The sequence below is a fragment of the Zhongshania guokunii genome, assembly GCF_040892635.1.
Lineage (GTDB): Bacteria > Pseudomonadota > Gammaproteobacteria > Pseudomonadales > Spongiibacteraceae > Spongiibacter > Spongiibacter guokunii.
On record NZ_JBFRYA010000020.1, the window covers coordinates 22,387 to 42,024 of the forward strand.

The following is a 19,638-nucleotide window of genomic DNA, read 5'->3' on the forward strand; positions in this document are numbered from 1 at the left end:
TGTTAATATTCGCCTCAATTCATTGTCTGGTTGTACATCCGAGTGTCCCGTACCCGCGTAAAAATCTGTGGAATAACCCGTGCTGAAGATGCCGCGGCTGCGATTAGTGCGGGCGCGGATGCCTTGGGCTTTGTCTTTTTTGCCAAAAGTCCTCGGGCGCTTACTGCGGCGCAGGCGGCGCTAATTATTGCCAGCTTGCCGCCGTTCGTCACCAAAGTAGGGTTATTCGTTAACGCCAACGCTGATTATGTGCGCGAGGTTTTGGCGATATGCAGCCTAGATTTACTGCAATTTCACGGTGATGAAACGCCACTATATTGTGAGTCGTTTGCTAAGCCGTATATGAAAGCCTTGCGCATGCGCGAGGATATTGATCTAACAGCTCAATTGGCGGCGTATAGCAGTGCAAGCGCCGTTTTACTAGACAGTTATAAGGCGGGTGTGCCCGGCGGCACCGGGGAGGTCTTTGACTGGGAACGTATCCCTAGTGATCTATCTTTGCCCCTCGTATTGGCGGGCGGTTTGCGTCCAAATAATGCTGGAGCCGCAATCGCGGCCTGCCAGCCCTATGCACTGGATGTTAGTGGCGGGGTCGAAAGTGCGCCGGGTATTAAATGTGCCGATGCCATAACACGATTTATTGAAGCGGTCAGCGCCGCTGACCGACGGGAGGATTGAGTGAGTAGTAAGGTAAAAACACCAGATTTTAGTCAGTTTCCAGATGCAAAAGGCCATTTTGGTCCCTACGGTGGGCGCTTTGTTTCTGAAACCTTGATACACGCGCTCGACGAACTTTCCGCAGGCTATGAGCGCTTGCGCAAAGATCCTGAATTCCAAGCGGAGTTCGATCACGATCTCGCTCATTATGTTGGCCGCCCTTCGCCACTTTATTACGCTAAGCGTTGGTCTGAAGAAGTCGGCGGCGCGCAAATTTTCTTAAAGCGCGAAGACCTCAATCACACTGGCGCCCACAAGGTTAACAATACGATTGGCCAAGCACTACTGGCTAAGTATATGGGTAAAAAACATGTGATTGCCGAGACTGGCGCAGGTCAGCACGGCGTCGCATCTGCCACAGTGGCGGCTCGTTTGGGTATGAGCTGCAAGGTTTTTATGGGTGAGGACGATATTCGCCGTCAGGCCTTGAACGTTTACCGTATGAAATTATTGGGAGCTGAGGTTATCTCGGTTAAATCCGGTTCGCGGACCCTGAAAGATGCGATGAACGAAGCGATGCGTTACTGGGTAACCAATGTTGACGATACGTTTTACATCATTGGCACCGCCGCTGGCCCGCACCCTTACCCAATGTTGGTTCGCGACTTTCAATCGGTGATTGGTCGCGAAGCGCGGGAACAGTGTTTGGCGCAAAATGGGCGTCTGCCTGATGCGCTGGTGGCTTGCGTAGGTGGTGGGTCAAATGCAATTGGTTTATTTCACCCCTTTTTGAATGATGAAGGCGTGGCGATGTACGGTGTTGAGGCCGGTGGTCACGGCGTTGAAACCGGTGAGCACGCCGCGCCCTTAAACGACGGTATTCCAGGTATTTTGCATGGTAATCGCACCTACCTGATGCAGGATGAGGCGGGGCAAATTATAGAAACCCACTCGGTTTCTGCCGGTTTGGATTACCCTGGTGTTGGCCCTGAGCATTCATGGTTGAAAGACATGGGGCGCGTGAACTACGTGGCGATCAACGATAATGAAGCCTTGGCGGCGTTCCGCAAGCTAACCTTGGTTGAGGGAATCATGCCCGCACTGGAGTCCGCACACGCTGTCGCCTACGCCGAAAAGTTAGCAAAGACCATGAGTCCAGATCAGAGCATTGTGGTGAATTTGTCTGGCCGTGGTGATAAAGACATACATACCGTCGCAACACTCGACGGCATTGGCATTGAATAACGGGGAAGTACTTTGAGTCGTTTAACTGCTTTATTTACAAGCTTAGAAGCCGCAGGGCGTAAAGCGCTGGTGCCATATATTGTTGCAGGTGATCCGCGGCCGGGTGTTACCGTGGCGTTGATGCATGAGTTAGTGCGCCAAGGTGCCGATATCATCGAGCTGGGTATTCCATTTTCAGACCCCATGGCCGAGGGGCCGGTTATACAGTTGGCTCACGAGCGCGCCCTAGCTCACAAAGTTACCTTGACTATGGCTATTGCAATGGTCGCTGAGTTTCGTCAAACCGACAGCAAAACTGCAGTGGTCTTAATGGGCTACGCCAACCCTGTGGAGCGCATGGGTTATTCGGTATTTGCCGAGCGCGCGGCAGCGGCTGGGGTCGACGGGTTGTTGACGGTAGACATGCCGCCGGAAGAGGCTGAGGAGCTAAGTCTCATTTTAAAAACGGCTGGTATTGATAATATCTTCCTGCTTGCGCCGACCACTGATGATGAGCGGATTGAGAAAATTGCTGCCCTTGCCACTGGTTATTTGTATTGCGTAGCGCTAAAAGGCGTAACCGGTGCGGGTAATTTGGATGTTGGTGCGGTCAGCGAATTGCTGGCAAAAATTAAAGCCCACACCGATTTACCGGTTACTGTTGGTTTCGGTATTAAAGACGGTGCTTCCGCGGCTGCTCTCGCGCCGCTGTGTGCAGGTGTGGTTGTTGGCAGTGCGTTGATCGAGGGAATGGTGAGTGCCGACCAAGGCTTGCCGGAAAATGAGTGGCTGCAATCGGTAGCGGGCTTGATTGGTGAGATACGTGGGGCGATAGACGCATAGCTATGCAGCGGCTGGCAGGCTGGGGCTGTGAATCATATCGTGCCATTTTTGCGCTGAATACGCTAAAGTAGCGACCACCATATAGCTGCTAGATAGCCGCAAAACCAAATAATTGGCGCTTGTAGACTGCTCGCAGAAGCCGGCACAAGCGCAGATAGATTGAGATAACTTACAGGAATGGATTATGAGCTGGGTTGATAAAATTCTTCCTTCGGGAGTGCGACGGGTAGAGTCCGAAGGGCGCAGCGCCAAGGGCGTGGTACCAGAGGGCTTGTGGAAAAAATGTGTTAAGTGCGAGGCGGTTCTCTACCGTCCCGAACTCGAAAGCAATATGGATGTGTGTCCAAAGTGCGACCACCATATGCGCATTGGCGCTCGGCGGCGCATAGCGCTGTTTCTCGATGAGGCTGGTCGCGAGGAAATTCTCTCGCATATCGAGCCGGTTGACCGTCTCAAATTTAAAGACAAAAAGAAGTATCGCGATCGTTTGAGCGCCGCGCAGAAATCCACCGGCGAAAAAGACGCGCTAATTGCCTTTAAAGGCAAGGTTAAAGACCTGCCCGTAGTCGTTGTGGCTTTTGAATTTAACTTCCACGGCGGCTCTATGGGTTCGGCCGTGGGCGAAAAATTCACTCAAGCCGCCAATGTTGCAATGAAAGAAGGCTGCCCGCTTATTTGCTTCTCAGCCTCCGGTGGTGCCCGCATGCAGGAAGCTCTTATCTCCTTGATGCAAATGGCCAAGACCAGCGCGGTGTTAGAGCGCATGAAACAAAACAGCGTACCTTATGTGTCGGTGATGACCGATCCAATTTACGGCGGGGTATCGGCCAGCTTGGCGCTACTCGGTGATATCAATGTTGCCGAGCCGGGGGCGCGTGCCGGTTTTGCGGGACCAAATATTATTGAGCAAACGATTCGCCAGAAATTACCGCCGGGCTTTCAGCGCAGCGAGTTTTTATTGGCCCACGGTGCAATTGACATGATTGTGCGCCGCGCCGATATGCGCGACACCCTTGCGCGTCTGCTGTCTAATTTAACTCATTACCAACACTAGGCTCCGCCTGAGCAATGCGCTTTACACAGGTCGATGATTGGTTGGGGTGGATGGAAACCCAACACCCCCGTGCAATAGACATGGGCTTGGAGCGCACTGCACATGTGGCGAAAACCCTAGGCATAGAGCTCACTATGCCGGTGCTCAGTGTTGCCGGTACCAATGGCAAGGGTAGTTGCGTAGCACTGGCGTCGTCTATTTTGGCCGCCGCTGGCTACCGCGTTGGCACTTATACCTCGCCGCACCTCATACACTATCATGAACGGATTGGCATCGACGGTCGCGCTGTTAGCGACGAAGAGTTGCTCGCTGCATTTGCGGCAGTCGATCGCGCGCGGGAAGCGACCTCACTAACATACTTTGAATTTGGCACTCTGGCGGCACTCTGGCTGTTTCAGCGCGCAAAGCTTGATGTAGTGGTGCTCGAAGTTGGTCTGGGCGGGCGTTTAGATGCGGTGAATATTATTGATGCCGACGTTGCTATCGTCAGCTCAATAGCACTCGATCACGAAGCTTGGCTAGGTAGTGACCGCGAGACGGTAGGACGCGAAAAAGCGGGTATTTTCCGTGCTGGCCACGCGGCAGTCATCGGCGATATTGATCCTCCCCAATCGCTGCTGGATTACGGTCGTGAAATTGAGGCTAAATTACTCTGTCGAAATCGGGACTTTAGTTTTAGCAAAATGGCCTCAAGCTGGGACTGGGAGGGGCAGGGCGCGCGGGGTGAATCCATTGCATATGCAGCGTTGCCACTGCCCACGCTCCTAATCGACAATGCGGCAACCGTGTTGCAAGCTTTGGCGTGTATGTCTTTGACGGTGTCGGAACAAGCTATTCAGCGGGGCTTGCTGCAGGCTTCAGTGCAAGGGCGCTGTCAGCATATTGATATTGCTGGTGTTGATATTGTGCTTGATGTCGCGCATAACCCCGCCGCAGTTGTTACACTGCGGGAACACTTGCAAGGCTTGCCAGTGGCGGGCAAGACAATATGTGTTTTTGCGGTGATGGCCGACAAGGCAATTGCCGAGATGAGCGCTATTTTGCAGGGCTGTTTTGAAAGCTGGTTATTAGCCACCCTGCACGATAACCCTCGCGCGGCACGAGCTGTTGATGTCGCGGCGCAGTTACGCAGCCAGCAGCTTGTTAATATTGAGATTAGCGGCAGTGTGGCAAGTAGTGTGCAACGGGCTATGTCGCTATTGCAGCCAGGAGATCGTTTGGTGGTGTTTGGTTCATTTTTTACGGTGGCAGAGGGGATGGACGTTTTGTCAGCATTGGTGGAATCAAACGCGACGCAGACAGTTAACTGTGAGAACTCCTTATGATGAGACAACGTTTAATTGGTGCGCTGGTGCTGCTGTGTGGCGGGGTGATTTTGTGGTCGCTACTGTTTACCGGGCCAGCCAACTCTAAACTTGATCGCCACAGCCAAATCCCCGCCGCGCCGCAAATTGAACCCTTGGTCGACGTGGGGCCAGAAAAGCCCGAGGGTATTCTGCCGGCAGATACGGTGTTGGTGCCTCCCCAACCGATTGCCAAGGTTGATGACGAAGCTGCTGCGGCCTCTAAAATGGTGCTGCCACCGCCTGAGTCTGGGGTAGATAACGCAAAGCCTTCAAGCGCCGCGCCATCAACTGCAAAGCCTACGACTGTAAAGCCGGCCAGCACGTCTAAGCCGGTCGCACCCTCGGCAGCGCCACAGAAGCCTGGGCTCGATGAGCATGGTTTGCCGCGGGGCTGGGTGGTGCAAGTTGGGGTGTTCGGCAATAGCGATAATGCGCAGGCCTTGAAAAAATCACTGCAAAGCGCGGGCTATAAAACCTTTATTGATTCCATTCAGCGGGATTCTAAGCGCCTGCACCGAGTGTTGGTGGGGCCGGTGTTGAGTGAAGACAAGGCAATTTCCCAGCAGCAGGCCATTAATAAGCGCTTCAATGTGAAGTCGATCGTCAACCGGTTTGAACCCTAATTAAGGTCCCAAGTGAAATCTTACTTGGGCTGGGGCCGCGGGCTTGTTAGAATTCGCGTCTCTAAATTCCATGGGAGCTGTTTAGGGTGCTAAGCACGTTTGTTTGGGTTGACTGGGCCATTATTGGCATAGTCACCATGTCGGCACTAATTAGTTTAATTCGTGGTTTTGTCAAAGAAGCCCTGTCGCTGCTGTCGTGGGCCATGGCCTTTTTTGTCACGGTCGCCTTTCATGTGCAAGCGGTTGCCTTGCTCGAAAATCTAGTTGATAAAGTCTATTTGCGCGAAATATTGGCGTATGTCCTACTTTTTGCCTTCACTCTGGTGTTGGGCAGCTTGCTTACCCATTTAATTGCCATGGTGGTAAAACGCACCGGTTTAAGTGGTACAGATCGCCTGTTGGGCATGATTTTTGGTACGGCCCGCGGCTTGATCGTGGTGCTGGCTGGATTAGTGTTACTCCCGTCGCTATTAACGGGTATTGAAAACGATCAGTGGTGGACGGATTCACAGCTGATACCCGAGTTTCTGTTGATGAAGGACTGGTCAGAGCAGAGCTTTAACGATGTTGTTAACTGGGCCTCGGCGCTATTGTCGAATAATCCAGTTTAAAACAGCATTGATCTTCACCCTAATTGAGGTAGTACTGCATGTGTGGCATTGCAGGCATAGTCGCCAAGTCCAACGTAAACCAAGATTTATATGATGCCTTAACGGTATTGCAGCACCGAGGCCAGGATGCCGCCGGTATTGTGACTTTCGCTGATGGCAAGCTGAATCAACGCAAAGACAACGGCCTAGTGAAGGATGTGTTTCACACTCGCCATATGCAGCGTTTAACGGGCCATATAGGTATTGGCCACGTGCGCTACCCCACTGCGGGCAGCTCCAGCCCAGCTTTGGCACAGCCTTTTTACGTTAATTCGCCCTACGGTATCAGCCTAGCCCACAACGGCAATCTGACCAATGCCGCGGAATTATCCCAAGAGCTATTTCAGTCGGATCTACGCCACCTAAACACCGATTCCGACTCTGAAGTACTGCTCAATGTGTTTGCTCACGAATTACAGAAACTCGGTAAACTAGTCCCAGCTGCTGAAGACGTTTTTGCGGCGGTTAGCGGTGTTCATGAACGCTGCAAAGGCGGCTATGCGGTGGTCGCCATGATCGCTAATTACGGCGTTATCGGCTTTCGCGACCCCAATGGCATTCGTCCATTGGTCTATGGAGTGCGTGAGTCTGCGGGCGGTAAAGAGTATATGCTCGCTTCAGAGAGCGTGGCATTAGATGCGCTGGGCTTTAAGCTAATAGCCGATGTGGCGCCTGGCGAAGCGGTCTACATTCAAACCACCGGCGAAATTCATGTGCGCAAATGCGCCGCGGCTGCTGATTACCGTCCCTGTATTTTTGAGCATGTGTATTTTGCGCGGCCAGATTCCATTATGGACGGTATCTCCGTTTATAAATCTCGCTTGCGCCAAGGTGAGCGTCTCGCTGAAAAAATCCTGCGTGATCATCCCGATCACGATATTGACGTAATTGTGCCGATTCCTGATTCTAGCCGCATTGCCGCGCAGTCGATGGCCGCTAAGCTCGGTGTGAAATTCCGCGAAGGCTTGGTTAAGAACCGCTACATTGGCCGAACCTTTATTATGCCGGGCCAGAGCGCGCGCAAAAAGTCGGTTAAGCAAAAGCTCAATGCGATTGGCTTGGAATTTAAAGACAAGAACGTAATGTTGGTCGACGACTCGATTGTGCGCGGCACGACCTGTCAGCAGATTATTGAAATGGCCAGAGACGCCGGCGCTCGCAAGGTGTATTTTGCCTCGGCCGCACCACCAGTGCGCTATCCAAATGTCTATGGTATAGATATGCCGTCGGTTGACGAGCTGATAGCCCACGGTCGCTCGGTAGAAGAAATTCGCCTCGAAATTGGCGCCGACTGGCTTATATATCAAGACTTAGACGATTTGGTCAGCTGCTCCTCTGAAGGCAATCCCAAAATCAATGATTTTGAATGCTCGGTGTTTAACGGCGATTACGTTACCGGCGATGTCGATCAAGCCTATTTAGACAAGCTGGCGGCGGATCGCAATGACGATAGTCAAAGCACACGCAATACTGCCACGGGTGACGGTGGCTTAATTGGTTTACATAACGACGTATCCTAACGGCGCTAGCTCTGGAGTGAATTAGCATCATGACTGAACAGGAATATTTGGCTCAGCGGGTAGCGGTATTGCAGGCGGCTGAACTCGACACTCAAGCGGTGCGTAGCGGCCAGCGACGCACCGCGGAAGGAGAGCACTCAGAGCCTATTTTCACTACTTCGAGCTATGTTTTTGGCTCGGCGGCTGAAGCGGCTGCGCGGTTTTCTGGTGAGCAACCCGGTAATGTCTACTCGCGGTACACCAATCCCACAGTGCGCACTTTTGAAGAGCGTATCGCGGCACTCGAAGGTGCCGAAATGGGGGTTGCGACCTCGTCCGGTATGGCGGCAATACTCAGCACCTGCATGGCCCTGCTCAAAACTGGCGATCATATTGTGTGCTCGCGCAGCGTGTTTGGTACCACCACCGTGTTGCTGACTAAATTTTTGGGCAAGCTGGGGATTCGCACCAGCTTTGTTGATTTGGTTGACCCGCAAGCATGGCGGGCGGCCATTTGCGCTGACACGCGCTTATTGTTTTTAGAAACGCCGTCCAACCCGTTGTCGGAAGTCGCTGACATTCGCGCCCTGGCCGATCTGGCTCACGAGCACAACTGTTGGTTGGTGGTGGATAACTGTTTTTGCACCCCAGCCTTACAGCTGCCGCTCGCCTTGGGCGCCGATATCGTTGTGCATTCGGCGACTAAATACCTAGACGGCCAGGGCCGCTGTATTGGTGGCGCGGTAGTTGGTCGCCGCGAACAAATGGAAGAGGTGCTGGGCTTTATTCGCACAGCGGGGCCGAGCATGAGCCCCTTCAATGCATGGGTCTTCCTAAAGGGCTTAGAAACTCTGCGCTTGCGGATGATGGCCCACAGTGCCAGCGCGTTGAGCTTGGCGCAGTGGCTGCAAGCGCAGCCGAATATCGACAAAGTATATTACTCTGGCCTAGAAGATCACCCCCAGCACGCACTGGCAGCGGCTCAGCAAAAAGCCTTTGGCGGCGTGATGTCCTTCGAGGTGCGCGGTGATAAAGCTGCCGCGTGGCGCTTTATCGATGCCACTCGTTTGGTGTCGATTACCGCCAATCTTGGTGACGCCAAAACCACCATAGTGCATCCGGCAACTACCACTCACGGTCGTCTCACGCCAGAGCAGCGCGCAGAGGCGGGTATTCGCGATAACCTCATTCGGGTTGCGGTAGGTTTAGAGGATATCGCCGACCTACGCGCTGATTTACAGCGCGGACTCGATGCAGTCTGAGCGCTTGACTATTCTCGCCGAGGTTGGCGCTGAAATTGGCCGGGTGGTGCTGGGCAAGGATCGCCAAATTCAGCAGGCGCTGTGCTGCTTGCTGGCGCGGGGGCACCTGCTAATTGAAGACGTACCAGGGGTGGGTAAAACCACCTTGTCCCACGCCTTTGCTAAGGTAACGGGCCTAGATTATCAGCGCATGCAGTTTACTAGCGATTTGTTGCCAGCCGATATTCTCGGGGTGTCGATATTTGACCGCAATAGCAATGGCTTTCATTTTCATCCCGGGCCGATTTTTACTCAGTTTTTACTTGTTGATGAAATTAATCGCGCCAGCCCCAAAACCCAGAGTGCGCTATTAGAAGCCATGGCTGAGCAGCAGGTCAGTATCGAGGGAGAAACCCGTGTACTGCCCAAGCCGTATTTTGTGATGGCAACCCAAAACCCCTTGTTTCAGTCGGGTACATTTCCATTGCCTGAGTCTCAGCTCGACCGCTTTTTAATGCGGATTTCGCTGGGCTACCCCGACGAGCGCTCCGAACGGCGCTTGTTGGCCGGTGGTGATTCCCGTGCCTTGCTAGGCCAGTTGCGACCGCTTTTGAGCGCGGACAAAATCATTGCCCTGCAAGACGCCGTCGATAAAATTGAAGTGCGCGACAGCGTGCTGTCTTATGTACAGCGCCTGATTGGTTTCACTCGGCAAGACTCGCACTATGCTTTTGGTTTGTCTACGCGGGCGGCGCTGGCGCTCATTCAGTGTGCCAAGGCGTGGGCAATGCTACAGGGTCGCGACTACGTTTTGCCCGACGATATTCAGCTAGTGCTAGAGCCGGTGGCGGGGCACCGACTTAGCGCAGCGGCCGACAGTCAGGGCGATGGCCCCGACCTGATTAAGCGTCTGATGTCGCAGGTACCGGTAGTGGTATAGCGATGACAAGCCGGATTCGAGCGCTGTTTCGTCGACAATTCAACAAGTGGCTAGACAAGCGCAGCCCGCGCTGCAGTGAAATTACTCTCAATCAACGTCGTATTTTTATTATTCCCTCCAGTGCTGGCTTGGGCTTTGCAATTATGTTGCTAGGTCTATTATTGCTGGCGATTAATTATCAAAATAACCTCATCTTTGCTTTGTGTTTTTGGCTGTTCAGTATTTTCTTGGTGGCCATTCTCCACACCTACGCAAATCTGGCGGGGCTAGTATTACGTGCTGGCGCTGCCGAACCGGTGTTTGCTGGCGAGCTGGCGCGTTTTCATTTGCATTTGGGCGCGGGGCAGCGTGATCGTCATCGTTTAAATGTGGGCTTTCCTGGTCAGCAATTAGAAATATGCGATATCGACGCCGAGACCGGGGCCAGCAATCTCATCATTCAATACCCAGCCCAACAGCGCGGCGCATTGCGGCCCGGGCGCTTGGAAATTGCCTCGCGCTTTCCGCTGGGAATATTGCGCTGCTGGAGCGCACCGTCGTTAGATTGGCACTGTCTTGTGTACCCGCGGCCGCGCTATTTACGGCCGCTTTTTAACGATGCGGATAATGGCGAGGGCAATATTCCCGACCGCAGCAGCGACAGCGATGAATTTAGTGGGTTTAGTCGCTACCAAGCGGGGCAGTCGCCGCGCCGGATTTTTTGGAAGGCCTACGCGAAAGGGCAAGGTTTACTAACCAAACAATACGAGCAGTCCCAAGCCGATGAGCTGCTTTTAGCCTGGGATAGCCTTGATGGCCTCGGCGTGGAGGATCGTCTCAGTACGCTGTGTGCGTGGGCACTGGATTGTGACAAGCGCGGTGTGGCATTCGGATTAAAACTGCCAAACCGAAGTTTGTCCGCGGCCTGCGGTGCGGCCCACTTAGCTAAGGTTCTGCGCGAGCTGGCGGTGTATCGATGAGTGCGGTGAAAATCAATTTTGTCGCGGAGCGGCAATCGGTAATGTGGCTGTTAATCGCCCAGCTGGTGACGATTTTACCTCAGCTAGGCAATTTGCCAGTATGGGTTGTGGCGGTGTGGGCGGGGGTCGCGTTTTGGTATTGGCGAATTGTTACCAAGGCTTGGTCTTATCCGCCGCGCTCAGTTAAAAGCGGTTTGGTATTGATGGTTGTCGCTGGGGTGTACTTCACTTTTGCTTCTTTGTTTTCGCTGGAGGCCATGGTTACCATCTTGGTGTTGGCGATTATTCTTAAATTACTGGAGTTAAAAACCGCGCGTGATCACTGGCTGGTATTGATGCTCAGCTATTTTGTGCTTGCCTGCGGGTTTTTATTTTCCCAGCAAATTGCTGCGCTGTTATTGGCGTTAATCCAAATTGCACTGCTGTTAATGGCCCAGCAGTCGCTGCACCGCAGCAATGCCAAGGCTCAGCCAATGTTGAGGCTGGTAGCGGTGATGGCCCTACAATCCCTACCGCTGATGTTGATACTGTTTGTCATTTTTCCCCGTATTGGCCCCTTGTGGACAATGCCTTTGCCAGGTGGCGAGGGGGTGACGGGTATGTCGGACTCCCTAGAATTTGGCGATATCGCCAAGCTCAGTCAATCGGGTGCACTGGCTTTTCGGGTGCGTTTTGACGGGGCAAAACCAGCTCCGCAAGATTTGTACTGGCGGGGTTTGGTGTTGGACGAGTTTGACGGCCGCCGCTGGAGTCGTAGTTCTTGGTCACTGTGGTCTAATAAAACGACGCCACCGGCGTTAGCATCGCCGTTGCTTAATTACACTGTTACCTTGGAACCTAGCGCGCACAAATGGCTGTATGCCTTGCCGCTAGCCGTGGTGAATCGAGATGATATAGCGTACAACAAGCAACATCTGTGGCTGACGAAACGGCCTTTGAACGGCCGTTTGCAATACACCGCGAGCAGTCAGTTAGCCCAGTATTTACCCGACGCTGATGCCATTAATCGCAGTAATTTACGCTTGGTGGGCGACAGTAATCCTCGCGCTCGGGCCTTGGCGGCGGAGTGGCAGCGTCAGTGGCCTGCCGGCTCAGATCGAGTGGCTGCAGCGGTGCAATATTTAAAGCAGAACCCCTTTGTGTATACCCTCACGCCGCCGCGCTTGGGCGAAAACAACGTTGATGAGTTTTTGTTTGATACACGGCAGGGCTTTTGCGAACATTTTGCCGGTAGTTTTGTGTTTTTGATGCGCGCGGCGGGAGTACCCGCGCGGATTGTGGTGGGGTATCAAGGGGGTGAGTTTAATGATCGCGACGGTTATTTGCTGGTACACCAGTCCGACGCCCACGCCTGGGCTGAGGTGTATATAGAGGGGCAGGGCTGGCAGCGAGTAGACCCCACCGCAACGGTGGCACCGTCGCGGGTGCGCTTGGGCGCAGAGGCCGTGTTTCGAGGCAAAGATGGGTATTTGGCGGGCGATGCTATGTCGCTGCGCAAATACGAGTGGGCTAAGCGTATGCGCTATTTTGTCGATAATATAAATTATGCGTGGGCGCGCTGGGTTTTAAATTATGACTCAGGTATCCAAAACAATTTTCTTGAGAAGGTATTGGGTGATATAAACCCACAGCGTTTAATGCTGCTGATATTAATGGCCGGCGGGATACCCTTGGCCACGGCGGCATTTTTTAGTTTGCGATTGCCGCGGTCTGCCAGCGAGGATTTGGCGGCGCGCTATTATTTGGCGAGTTGCCGAGCCTTAGCGAAACGGGGGATTGTACGGCGCAGTGCTGAAACCCCCGCAGATTTTGCCCAGCGGGTTCAGCGTGAGCAACCCTGTTGGGCCGGCTGGTTGGTGGCGCAGACGCATTTGTTTAGTCAGTGCAGTTATCTGCCCTGTGACAGCCATGCATACAAGCAGAATTTAGCACTATTGAAACGCGCCCAACGGCCCAAGAAATGGATCGATCGCGACGTTCAATCCACAGCAGTTGATAAATAGGGTAGATCGCCAATGAGTAAGTTTTTCATATTGTTATTTGCTAGCGGGGTTATGTTTTACCTAAACCGTATGCTAAATAGCATGCTAATTAATTTTGCCGAGAAGAATCAACACTCAGCGCTACGAGTTGGCTATGTGCGCAAAACCTTAAATTTTGGGTCGTTGCTACTGGGCTTTGTGTTGGTGTGTTTTTTTCTCGGCCTTGGCTACCACCAAGTGTTTATTTTTATGTCTTCTTTTTTGGCGGTGCTGGGCATCGCTTTAATTGCGCAGTGGTCGATGCTTAGTCATTTAACCGCTGGCGTAATTATCTTTTTTGCCTTCCCTTATCGTATTGGCGACCGCATTAAAGTGGTTGATAAAGACGATGATATCACCGGCCGTATTCTCGAGATCGCCCTGTTTCATGTGTTAATCCGTCGCGATGATGGCACTACGGTGGTCTACCCAAACAGCATGATATTGCAAAAAGCGGTGATCAAATTGCCTGCGTACGCGGTAGTAAATCCGCCGCCTGGCAACTCTAAACCCGCTATTGATTTAGGCGCGGCGCCGGCCCAGCAAAAGGAAATGGATGATCAGGTGTAGGTCCTTGCCGACAAATTCGCAATGTTGAATTTTCAGCTGCGGTAGGCCTTTAAAAAAATCTGCACGCAGCTGCGAGCATAGGCTTCTAAGTCGGCAGGGGATTTGCTCTGTGTGAGACAGAGCAAACTGCGAAACTGGGTCTCGCTGTGGATCATTGCAATTAATTGACTGGTTGCGAATTCAATATTGTTAATCTGCAAGTGACCGAGGCGACATTGCTCGCCGAGGTAGTCGTACAGCCGCTGGCGAATTTTGCCCGGCCCCGCCGCCCAAAACAACTCCCCAACTTCGGTGTTGCCACTTTCGCGCACGCAAACGCGAAAGATGGCAATGGCCTCATCGCTACTTAATAGCGAGGTAAGGTGCGTGCAGAAGTAGTTTAAATAGGTTTCAAAATCCATTTCAGCGCCGTGCTTTTCTGGTACTAGGTCGTACTCCTCGCATTTGGCGTCGATGGCGGCAGTGAATAATTGCTGCTTATTGCCAAAGTGACTGTATACCGTCTGTTTGGAAACCCCTGCGGATTTTGCAATCCCTTCCATGCTGACTTTTTCAAAGCCGTGTTCGACAAAGAGCGCACCTGCGGCGTCAATAATTTGGCCGCGTTTTTCTTCATCTTTCGATCTACCACGTTTTTCTTGCACGTCGCTTAACTCGCATTGCTTTTTTGTTATGTTAACTTAAACAAAATAGACTGGACAGTCCAGTTTGATTTATCTATATTCGTGCCAATCTGTATCCGGTGAGAATATTGACCATGAAACGCTTTTATCCCTTAGCGGCAATGTTTAGTTTAGCTATTTTAATGCCCGCGTGGGCGCTGGCAGACATGCCAAAGCGTGTGGTGAATAGCCTCGTTATTGAGCGTCAGCCGACTTACGAGGCGAAGCGCTTATTTGCGGGCCGCGTTATTGGCAGCCAGCGCGCCGAAATTGGATTTGAGTTGGCGGGTAAAGTGCTCAGTGTCAATGTTGAAGACGGGGATCATGTCGAAGCGGGGCAGCTGCTTGCCACCTTAGATTTGCGAGCGCTACATATTGAGCGCACGGAGCTAGAGGCCGCTCAGCACGAAGTGAATACCCGATTACAGCAAATAGACAAGGATCTGTTACGCTTTCAGGCCCTGCACGAAAAGGCCTATGTTTCGGATGGCCAGCTAGAAAGTTTGCGCTCAAATCGCCAAGCCACTGCCGCGCAATTGGCGCAGGTCGAGTCCAAGCTTAAGGGTGTAGCCTTAAAACTGAAAAAATCTCAGTTAATTGCCCCCTTTGCTGGCGAGGTTGCCACTATGCAGTTGGAGGCGGGGGTACTGGTTGCGCCTGGTCAAGCGCTCATGCAGGTGGTGCAAACCAATAGTAATGAGGCGGTTTTTGGCATCTCTGACCAGCTTGGTCGCAACCTGGTGATCGGCCAGGCGCTTACCGTATTTGGCGATTTTGGCGAGTGGCAAAGTAGTTTGATTGCGGTTTCCCAAAACCTTGATTGGCGCACTCAGACCCGCACGGTGCGCGTATCGCTGCCAGTGCAAGCGCCCGCGGTAGACGGCAATACCGCGTATCTAGAGCTGCCAGAAAGTCGCCCGGTAGCGGGCTTTTGGTTGCCTTTACAGGCTCTGCTTGAAGATGTACGTGGTACATGGGCGGTTTATCAGCTTGTTCCCAACCCAGAAATAGAGGATAGCTACCAACTCCAAAAGCGCTCGGTGCAGCCGGTGTATCAGTTTGATGGTCAGGTTTATCTGAGCGCAGAGTTACAGAGTGGTGATCGCGTTGTTAGCGGCGGCATTCACCGCCTTGCTCCCGGCTTGCATGTTAGCCTGGCGCAGGAGTAAACAGTGATGAATCAAAAGCTACTCAATAACCCGCGCATGGTGGCTCTGGCCTTCGTCTTAATTGTGGTTGCGGGACTTGCAGCTATTGCCAGCTTACCTAGAACCGAAGATCCGCATATGACGAATCGTCATGCGCTGGTTGTAACCACTTTTGCCGGTGCTAGTGCTGAGCGGGTGGAAACCTTAATTTCGGAGCCGTTGGAAAATGTGATTCGTCGCGTTCCCGAAGTTGTTCACGTCACCTCGCACTCTAGCAGTGGGGTATCGGTGATTGTGGTGCAGCTTAGTGACGAAGTGTACGGCAAAGAAAACGTCATACTGTGGGCTGATATTCGCGACAAAATTGAACAGGCGAGACACCTGTTGCCAAGTGGCGCAGGGGCGCCAGTGGTCGATTCTGAGCGCGGTCACGCCTTTACGTGGATTGGTGCGCTGGTTTGGAAAGGCGAAGGTGAGGGCGACGAATTGCGTTTAGGCCGCTATGCCCAAGAATTAGCCAGCCGACTGCGCAGCTTGTCGGGCACTGACTTGGTGTCAATTTACGGTGCACCACGTGAGGAGGTGCAGGTTAAGGTTGATGTTGTTAAAGCGGCCGCGGTTGGTCTGGATGTGCCGCAAATAGCTGCACTGTTAAATAATAGTGATGCTAAAACCGCTGCGGGGGAGTTAAATAACGGCCGCCAGCGTTTATCTCTGGAGCTGGAAGGTGGCTTTGACGAGCTGGAGCGCATTCGCCGTACGCCATTGCTCACACTGGCAAGTGGCGGTTCTCTGCAGCTACAGGATATTGCCAAAATCTATCGCGGTGAGCCCGACTCGCCGTCGGACTTTGCAATTATTGACGGTGAGCGCGGCGTGGCGGTGGCTTCGCGCATGTTGCCAGACCGGCGTGGTGATCATTGGACGACCGCCTTGCAGGCCGAGGTCGCTGCCTTTGCCAAAACCTTGCCCGCCGAGATTGGCGTGCAGGAATTATTTGTGCAGGAGCGCTATAACGATGTGCGCCTTGGCGACCTCGTTTCTAATATTTTTCTGGGCTTTATCTTTATATTTTTGATTCTGCTTTACACCTTGGGTTGGCGATCTGCGGTGATTGTTGCGGTGTCACTGCCATTGACCATGCTGTTTTCGCTGGCGTGCATGCGTTTTTTCGACTTGCCTATTCACCAAATGTCGGTTACTGGTTTGATCGTGGCGCTGGGAATTATGGTTGATAATGCCATTGTGGTTGTCGATATTGTGATGCGTAATCGGCGTCAGGGCTATTCCTCAATCGCGGCTGCCACCAAAGCCTTGAGGCATCTCTGGGTACCCTTGTTGGGGTCAACGTTAACCACCATTTTAACCTTTATGCCGATTGTATTGATGCCAGGGCCGGCGGGGGAGTTTATTGGGCCACTACCTAGGGCGGTGATCTTTTCTCTGGTTGGCTCATGGATAATTTCGCTGTTTATTATTGCGCCTATTGCTGGCCGCTGGCTGGCGAAAGATCAGGGGCGCGGTATTGCGCATCCCAGATTGGATCAGAAATTTCGGTCGGTATTGGCATGGATTCTAGAGCGGCCGCGACGGGTTATTTTACTGTCAGCCATTCTACCGCTGTGTGGGTTTATGGCGATTAAAACTTTACCAGAACAATTTTTTCCGCCCTCCGATCGCGACATGATTAATTTTGAATTCTTTTTACCCGCGGGTAGCAGTATTCACGAGACGAGAGAGGCGACGGAGCGGCTTAGCGAAATTATAAATAAACACCCTGAAGTTTTGGCCCTCAATTGGTTTGTGGGTAGAAATGGCCCCTCGTTTTACTACAACTTAAAAGACAGTCGCGATGGCTCGTCTAATTACGCACAAGCCATGATTACCATGGTCGACTTTAGTGCTGCCAATCGCCTTGTCGGTGAGTTGCAGGAAGAGTTGGATGCAGCTTTTCCAAATTACCAAATAGTGATTCAGCGTTTGGCGCAGGGGCCGCCATCTAATGCGCCGGTAGAGCTGCGCTTATATGGCAGTAATTTAAGCCAGTTGAAAGCAATGGGCGATCATTTGCGGCGCATCGCTTTAGAAACTGAAGATGTTATTCAGGTACAGGACTCCCTTGGTGAGGTTGTGCCAAAAATCTGGATAGACGTTGACGAAAGTGAGGCCCAGCGCAGCAAAGTTGGCCTTAAAGATTTATCGCAGTTACTAGCGGCCAGTGTCGATGGCGTACTTAGCAGCAGCCTACTTGATCGCACCCAGCAAATCCCTGTGCGGGTGTCGGGTGCTGACGTGAAACAGGTGAGTGTAGATAAACTGATGTCTTTCCCGTTGGCACTGCCAACAGGGCCTAGGCCGCTATCTGCCCTAGCTGACGTTAATCTGCGGCCGGCGCAGGCGCGAATATCACGGCGCGATGGCCAGCGTATGAATAGCGTGGGCGTTTTTGTGGCTAATGGCGTGTTGCCCGCTGTGGTTTTAGAGCGAATTAAGGCTAAATTGGCTGCTGAGGACTTTCAGGTTCCCGATGGCTATACCTTAGAAATTGGTGGCGAGGCTGAGGAGCGCAATAATGCAGTAGGCAAGCTCTTAGGTAGTGTGGGTATTATCGCGGTACTGCTGCTGGTTACGGTACTCATGGCTTTTGATTCCTTCCGTTTGACCGCGCTGGTATTTGCAGTGGCGATACAGTCGGCAGGTATGGGTATGTTAAGCCTGTGGCTAGGCCAATTCCCCTTTGGATTTACGGCCATTATTGGCCTTATGGGGTTAATGGGCTTGGCAGTTAACGCGGCTATTGTGATCTTAACCGAACTCAAAGCCTCGCCGCTGGCAATGGCTGGCAATAGGGCGGAAATCGTTGAAACCGTGGCCACCTGTACCAAGCATATCAGCTCGACCACCATTACTACGGTAGCCGGCCTAATTCCTCTTATTCTGGCAGGAGGCGGGTTTTGGCCGCCGTTTGCCATTGTGCTGGCCGGCGGGACCGTGTTGACCACGATCTTGTCGCTGTTTTTTGTGCCAGCCGCCTTTTTAGTGCTCCGTAAACCCTATGTTCTCAAATACCTACCCAAGAGCGGGCAAAGCGCCTTAGCAGAGGGCGGGCTTGAAATCCCTGCGCCGGTAGAGTCTTCCAACGCGGCCCGCTAGGGTCGCGATCTCGTCACTATTCTTTCTTTGGCAAAGCCTGGCCTTGCATAGCTTATTGACCTGTGACACAATAACTTTCGGTTTGATGGCGCTATGCCTATTCATTGATGTTTTTATTGTGTCAGGCCATTAGCGCCTGCTGTGTAATATAAAAAGAAGGTAGAAGCTATGACAGCACCCTATGATCACCCCCTAAATTTAACGATGCAGGCTATCCTGACTTACGGTAGTTGGGCATTGACCTTGGTATTTTTGGTGCTGGCACTGCGCATGAGCGCGAAAGAGCGCACGCCTTTTTATGTGTTGATAATTTTGGCTGCAATGGTTGGCGCTTTTGCTGAGCCTTTGTATGACGAAGGCTTGATGCTGCTGTTTTACGTACCTGGTATTTGGACGCATTTTTCGGCGTTTAATATTCCCCAGCCTCTTTGGACCCACAGTGGTTATGTGGTTTTGTACGCGAGTGCAGCAATTTATATTTGTCAGCAAATCCACGCAGGCACCCTAACCAAAAAAGCACTTTATGGCTGGGCATTAATTGAGCTGGCAATGTCTTGCACTTTTGAAATGATTGGTATTAACGGCGGCGCTTATGAATATTGGGGCCCCCACGTATTCCGCATCTTCAATTACCCTTTAGTAATTGGCGTGTTAGAGGCAGCTCAAGTAATTTGTTTCAGCGTTGCTGCGGCAGAGCTGCGCAAGCGGGTTAGCGGGCCTATGGGCTTGCTGGGGCTATTTTTAGTATTCCCTTGCACATTCTATTTGGCGAACTTCGGTGCGGGATCTTTTGTAATTATTGCCCTGCACTTAGATCAGCCTTCAACATTGCTGGTTACCATTGCTACCTTGCTAAGCCTTGGTTCGGCATTGCTGTTAATTCGCGCTGCTGCCTCATTTTTGCCAGACGAAGCCACTGCGCTTGCGAAAACGCGAGCCACCGGCGAATTAGGTGCTACTGTAAACGGTTAATTTTTCGAATTTAGGCCTCTTTTTACCACCCTTCGGGGTGGTTTTTTGGTTTGTGGGTAAGCGTTTTGGAATGGGT

The 19,638-nt window shown here is 52.4% G+C and carries 17 protein-coding genes; 16 read left to right on the forward strand and 1 reads right to left on the reverse strand.

Features of this window, described 5'->3' with window-relative positions; all coding sequences use genetic code 11:
* The first annotated feature begins 42 nt into the window (after positions 1 to 42).
* From AB4876_RS17215 to AB4876_RS17275, 13 genes are all read left to right on the forward strand, one after another.
* Positions 43 to 678: a phosphoribosylanthranilate isomerase gene (locus AB4876_RS17215; RefSeq protein ID WP_368382974.1), complete on the forward strand. Its 636-nt coding sequence runs from the start codon at positions 43 to 45 to the stop codon at positions 676 to 678.
* Positions 679 to 1,902, forward strand: a complete 1,224-nt coding sequence (trpB, locus tag AB4876_RS17220; protein WP_368382975.1) for a tryptophan synthase subunit beta — start codon at positions 679 to 681, stop codon at positions 1,900 to 1,902. It abuts the gene before it with no gap.
* Between the two features lie 12 nt (positions 1,903 to 1,914).
* Entirely contained in the window at positions 1,915 to 2,724 is an 810-nt protein-coding gene (gene trpA, locus AB4876_RS17225) for a tryptophan synthase subunit alpha (protein WP_368382976.1), read from the forward strand.
* Between the two features lie 184 nt (positions 2,725 to 2,908).
* Positions 2,909 to 3,778: an acetyl-CoA carboxylase, carboxyltransferase subunit beta gene (accD, locus tag AB4876_RS17230; RefSeq protein ID WP_368382977.1), complete on the forward strand. Its 870-nt coding sequence runs from the start codon at positions 2,909 to 2,911 to the stop codon at positions 3,776 to 3,778.
* Between the two features lie 14 nt (positions 3,779 to 3,792).
* A complete protein-coding gene (gene folC, locus AB4876_RS17235; RefSeq protein ID WP_368382978.1) occupies positions 3,793 to 5,103 on the forward strand; it encodes a bifunctional tetrahydrofolate synthase/dihydrofolate synthase in 1,311 nt (436 codons plus the stop codon).
* A complete protein-coding gene (locus AB4876_RS17240) occupies positions 5,100 to 5,747 on the forward strand; it encodes an SPOR domain-containing protein (RefSeq protein WP_368382979.1) in 648 nt (215 codons plus the stop codon). The genes folC and AB4876_RS17240 overlap by 4 nt, the downstream gene beginning before the upstream one ends.
* An 86-nt stretch (positions 5,748 to 5,833) precedes the next feature.
* Positions 5,834 to 6,358 (forward strand): CvpA family protein, encoded by a 525-nt coding sequence (locus AB4876_RS17245; RefSeq protein ID WP_368382980.1) that lies wholly within the window; start codon positions 5,834 to 5,836, stop codon positions 6,356 to 6,358.
* A 38-nt stretch (positions 6,359 to 6,396) separates the two neighbouring features.
* Entirely contained in the window at positions 6,397 to 7,917 is a 1,521-nt protein-coding gene (gene purF / locus AB4876_RS17250; protein ID WP_368382981.1) for an amidophosphoribosyltransferase, read from the forward strand.
* Positions 7,918 to 7,946: 29 nt separating this feature from the next.
* Positions 7,947 to 9,158: an O-succinylhomoserine sulfhydrylase gene (locus AB4876_RS17255; RefSeq protein WP_368382982.1), complete on the forward strand. Its 1,212-nt coding sequence runs from the start codon at positions 7,947 to 7,949 to the stop codon at positions 9,156 to 9,158.
* Positions 9,148 to 10,077 (forward strand): AAA family ATPase, encoded by a 930-nt coding sequence (locus AB4876_RS17260; protein WP_368382983.1) that lies wholly within the window; start codon positions 9,148 to 9,150, stop codon positions 10,075 to 10,077. Before AB4876_RS17255 ends, AB4876_RS17260 begins: the two co-directional genes overlap by 11 nt.
* 2 nt (positions 10,078 to 10,079) lie before the next feature.
* Complete coding sequence (locus AB4876_RS17265; protein ID WP_368382984.1) at positions 10,080 to 11,036, forward strand: DUF58 domain-containing protein; 957 nt, start codon at positions 10,080 to 10,082, stop codon at positions 11,034 to 11,036.
* Positions 11,033 to 13,039 (forward strand): transglutaminase TgpA family protein, encoded by a 2,007-nt coding sequence (locus tag AB4876_RS17270; protein WP_368382985.1) that lies wholly within the window; start codon positions 11,033 to 11,035, stop codon positions 13,037 to 13,039. Before AB4876_RS17265 ends, AB4876_RS17270 begins: the two co-directional genes overlap by 4 nt.
* 12 nt (positions 13,040 to 13,051) lie before the next feature.
* The gene (locus AB4876_RS17275; RefSeq protein WP_368382986.1) at positions 13,052 to 13,627 is read left to right on the forward strand and encodes a mechanosensitive ion channel family protein; all 576 of its coding nucleotides are present in this window, start codon (positions 13,052 to 13,054) and stop codon (positions 13,625 to 13,627) included.
* 32 nt (positions 13,628 to 13,659) lie between these two features.
* On the opposite strand, the gene AB4876_RS17280 is transcribed toward AB4876_RS17275, so the two are convergent.
* The gene (locus tag AB4876_RS17280) at positions 13,660 to 14,271 is read right to left on the reverse strand and encodes a TetR/AcrR family transcriptional regulator (protein WP_368382987.1); all 612 of its coding nucleotides are present in this window, start codon (positions 14,269 to 14,271) and stop codon (positions 13,660 to 13,662) included.
* A gap of 113 nt (positions 14,272 to 14,384) precedes the next feature.
* On the opposite strand from AB4876_RS17280, the gene AB4876_RS17285 reads away from it, so the two are divergent.
* From AB4876_RS17285 to AB4876_RS17295, 3 genes are all read left to right on the forward strand, one after another.
* On the forward strand, positions 14,385 to 15,458 hold the full coding sequence (locus AB4876_RS17285; RefSeq protein WP_368382988.1) for an efflux RND transporter periplasmic adaptor subunit: 1,074 nt from the start codon (positions 14,385 to 14,387) through the stop codon (positions 15,456 to 15,458).
* Between the two features lie 6 nt (positions 15,459 to 15,464).
* Positions 15,465 to 18,590, forward strand: coding sequence for an efflux RND transporter permease subunit (locus AB4876_RS17290; protein ID WP_368382989.1), 3,126 nt, complete (start codon positions 15,465 to 15,467; stop codon positions 18,588 to 18,590).
* Positions 18,591 to 18,758: 168 nt separating this feature from the next.
* Positions 18,759 to 19,562 carry a hypothetical protein gene (locus AB4876_RS17295; RefSeq protein WP_368382990.1) on the forward strand — a complete coding sequence of 268 codons (804 nt, stop codon included), beginning with the start codon at positions 18,759 to 18,761 and terminating at the stop codon, positions 19,560 to 19,562.
* The last annotated feature ends 76 nt before the right edge of the window (positions 19,563 to 19,638 follow it).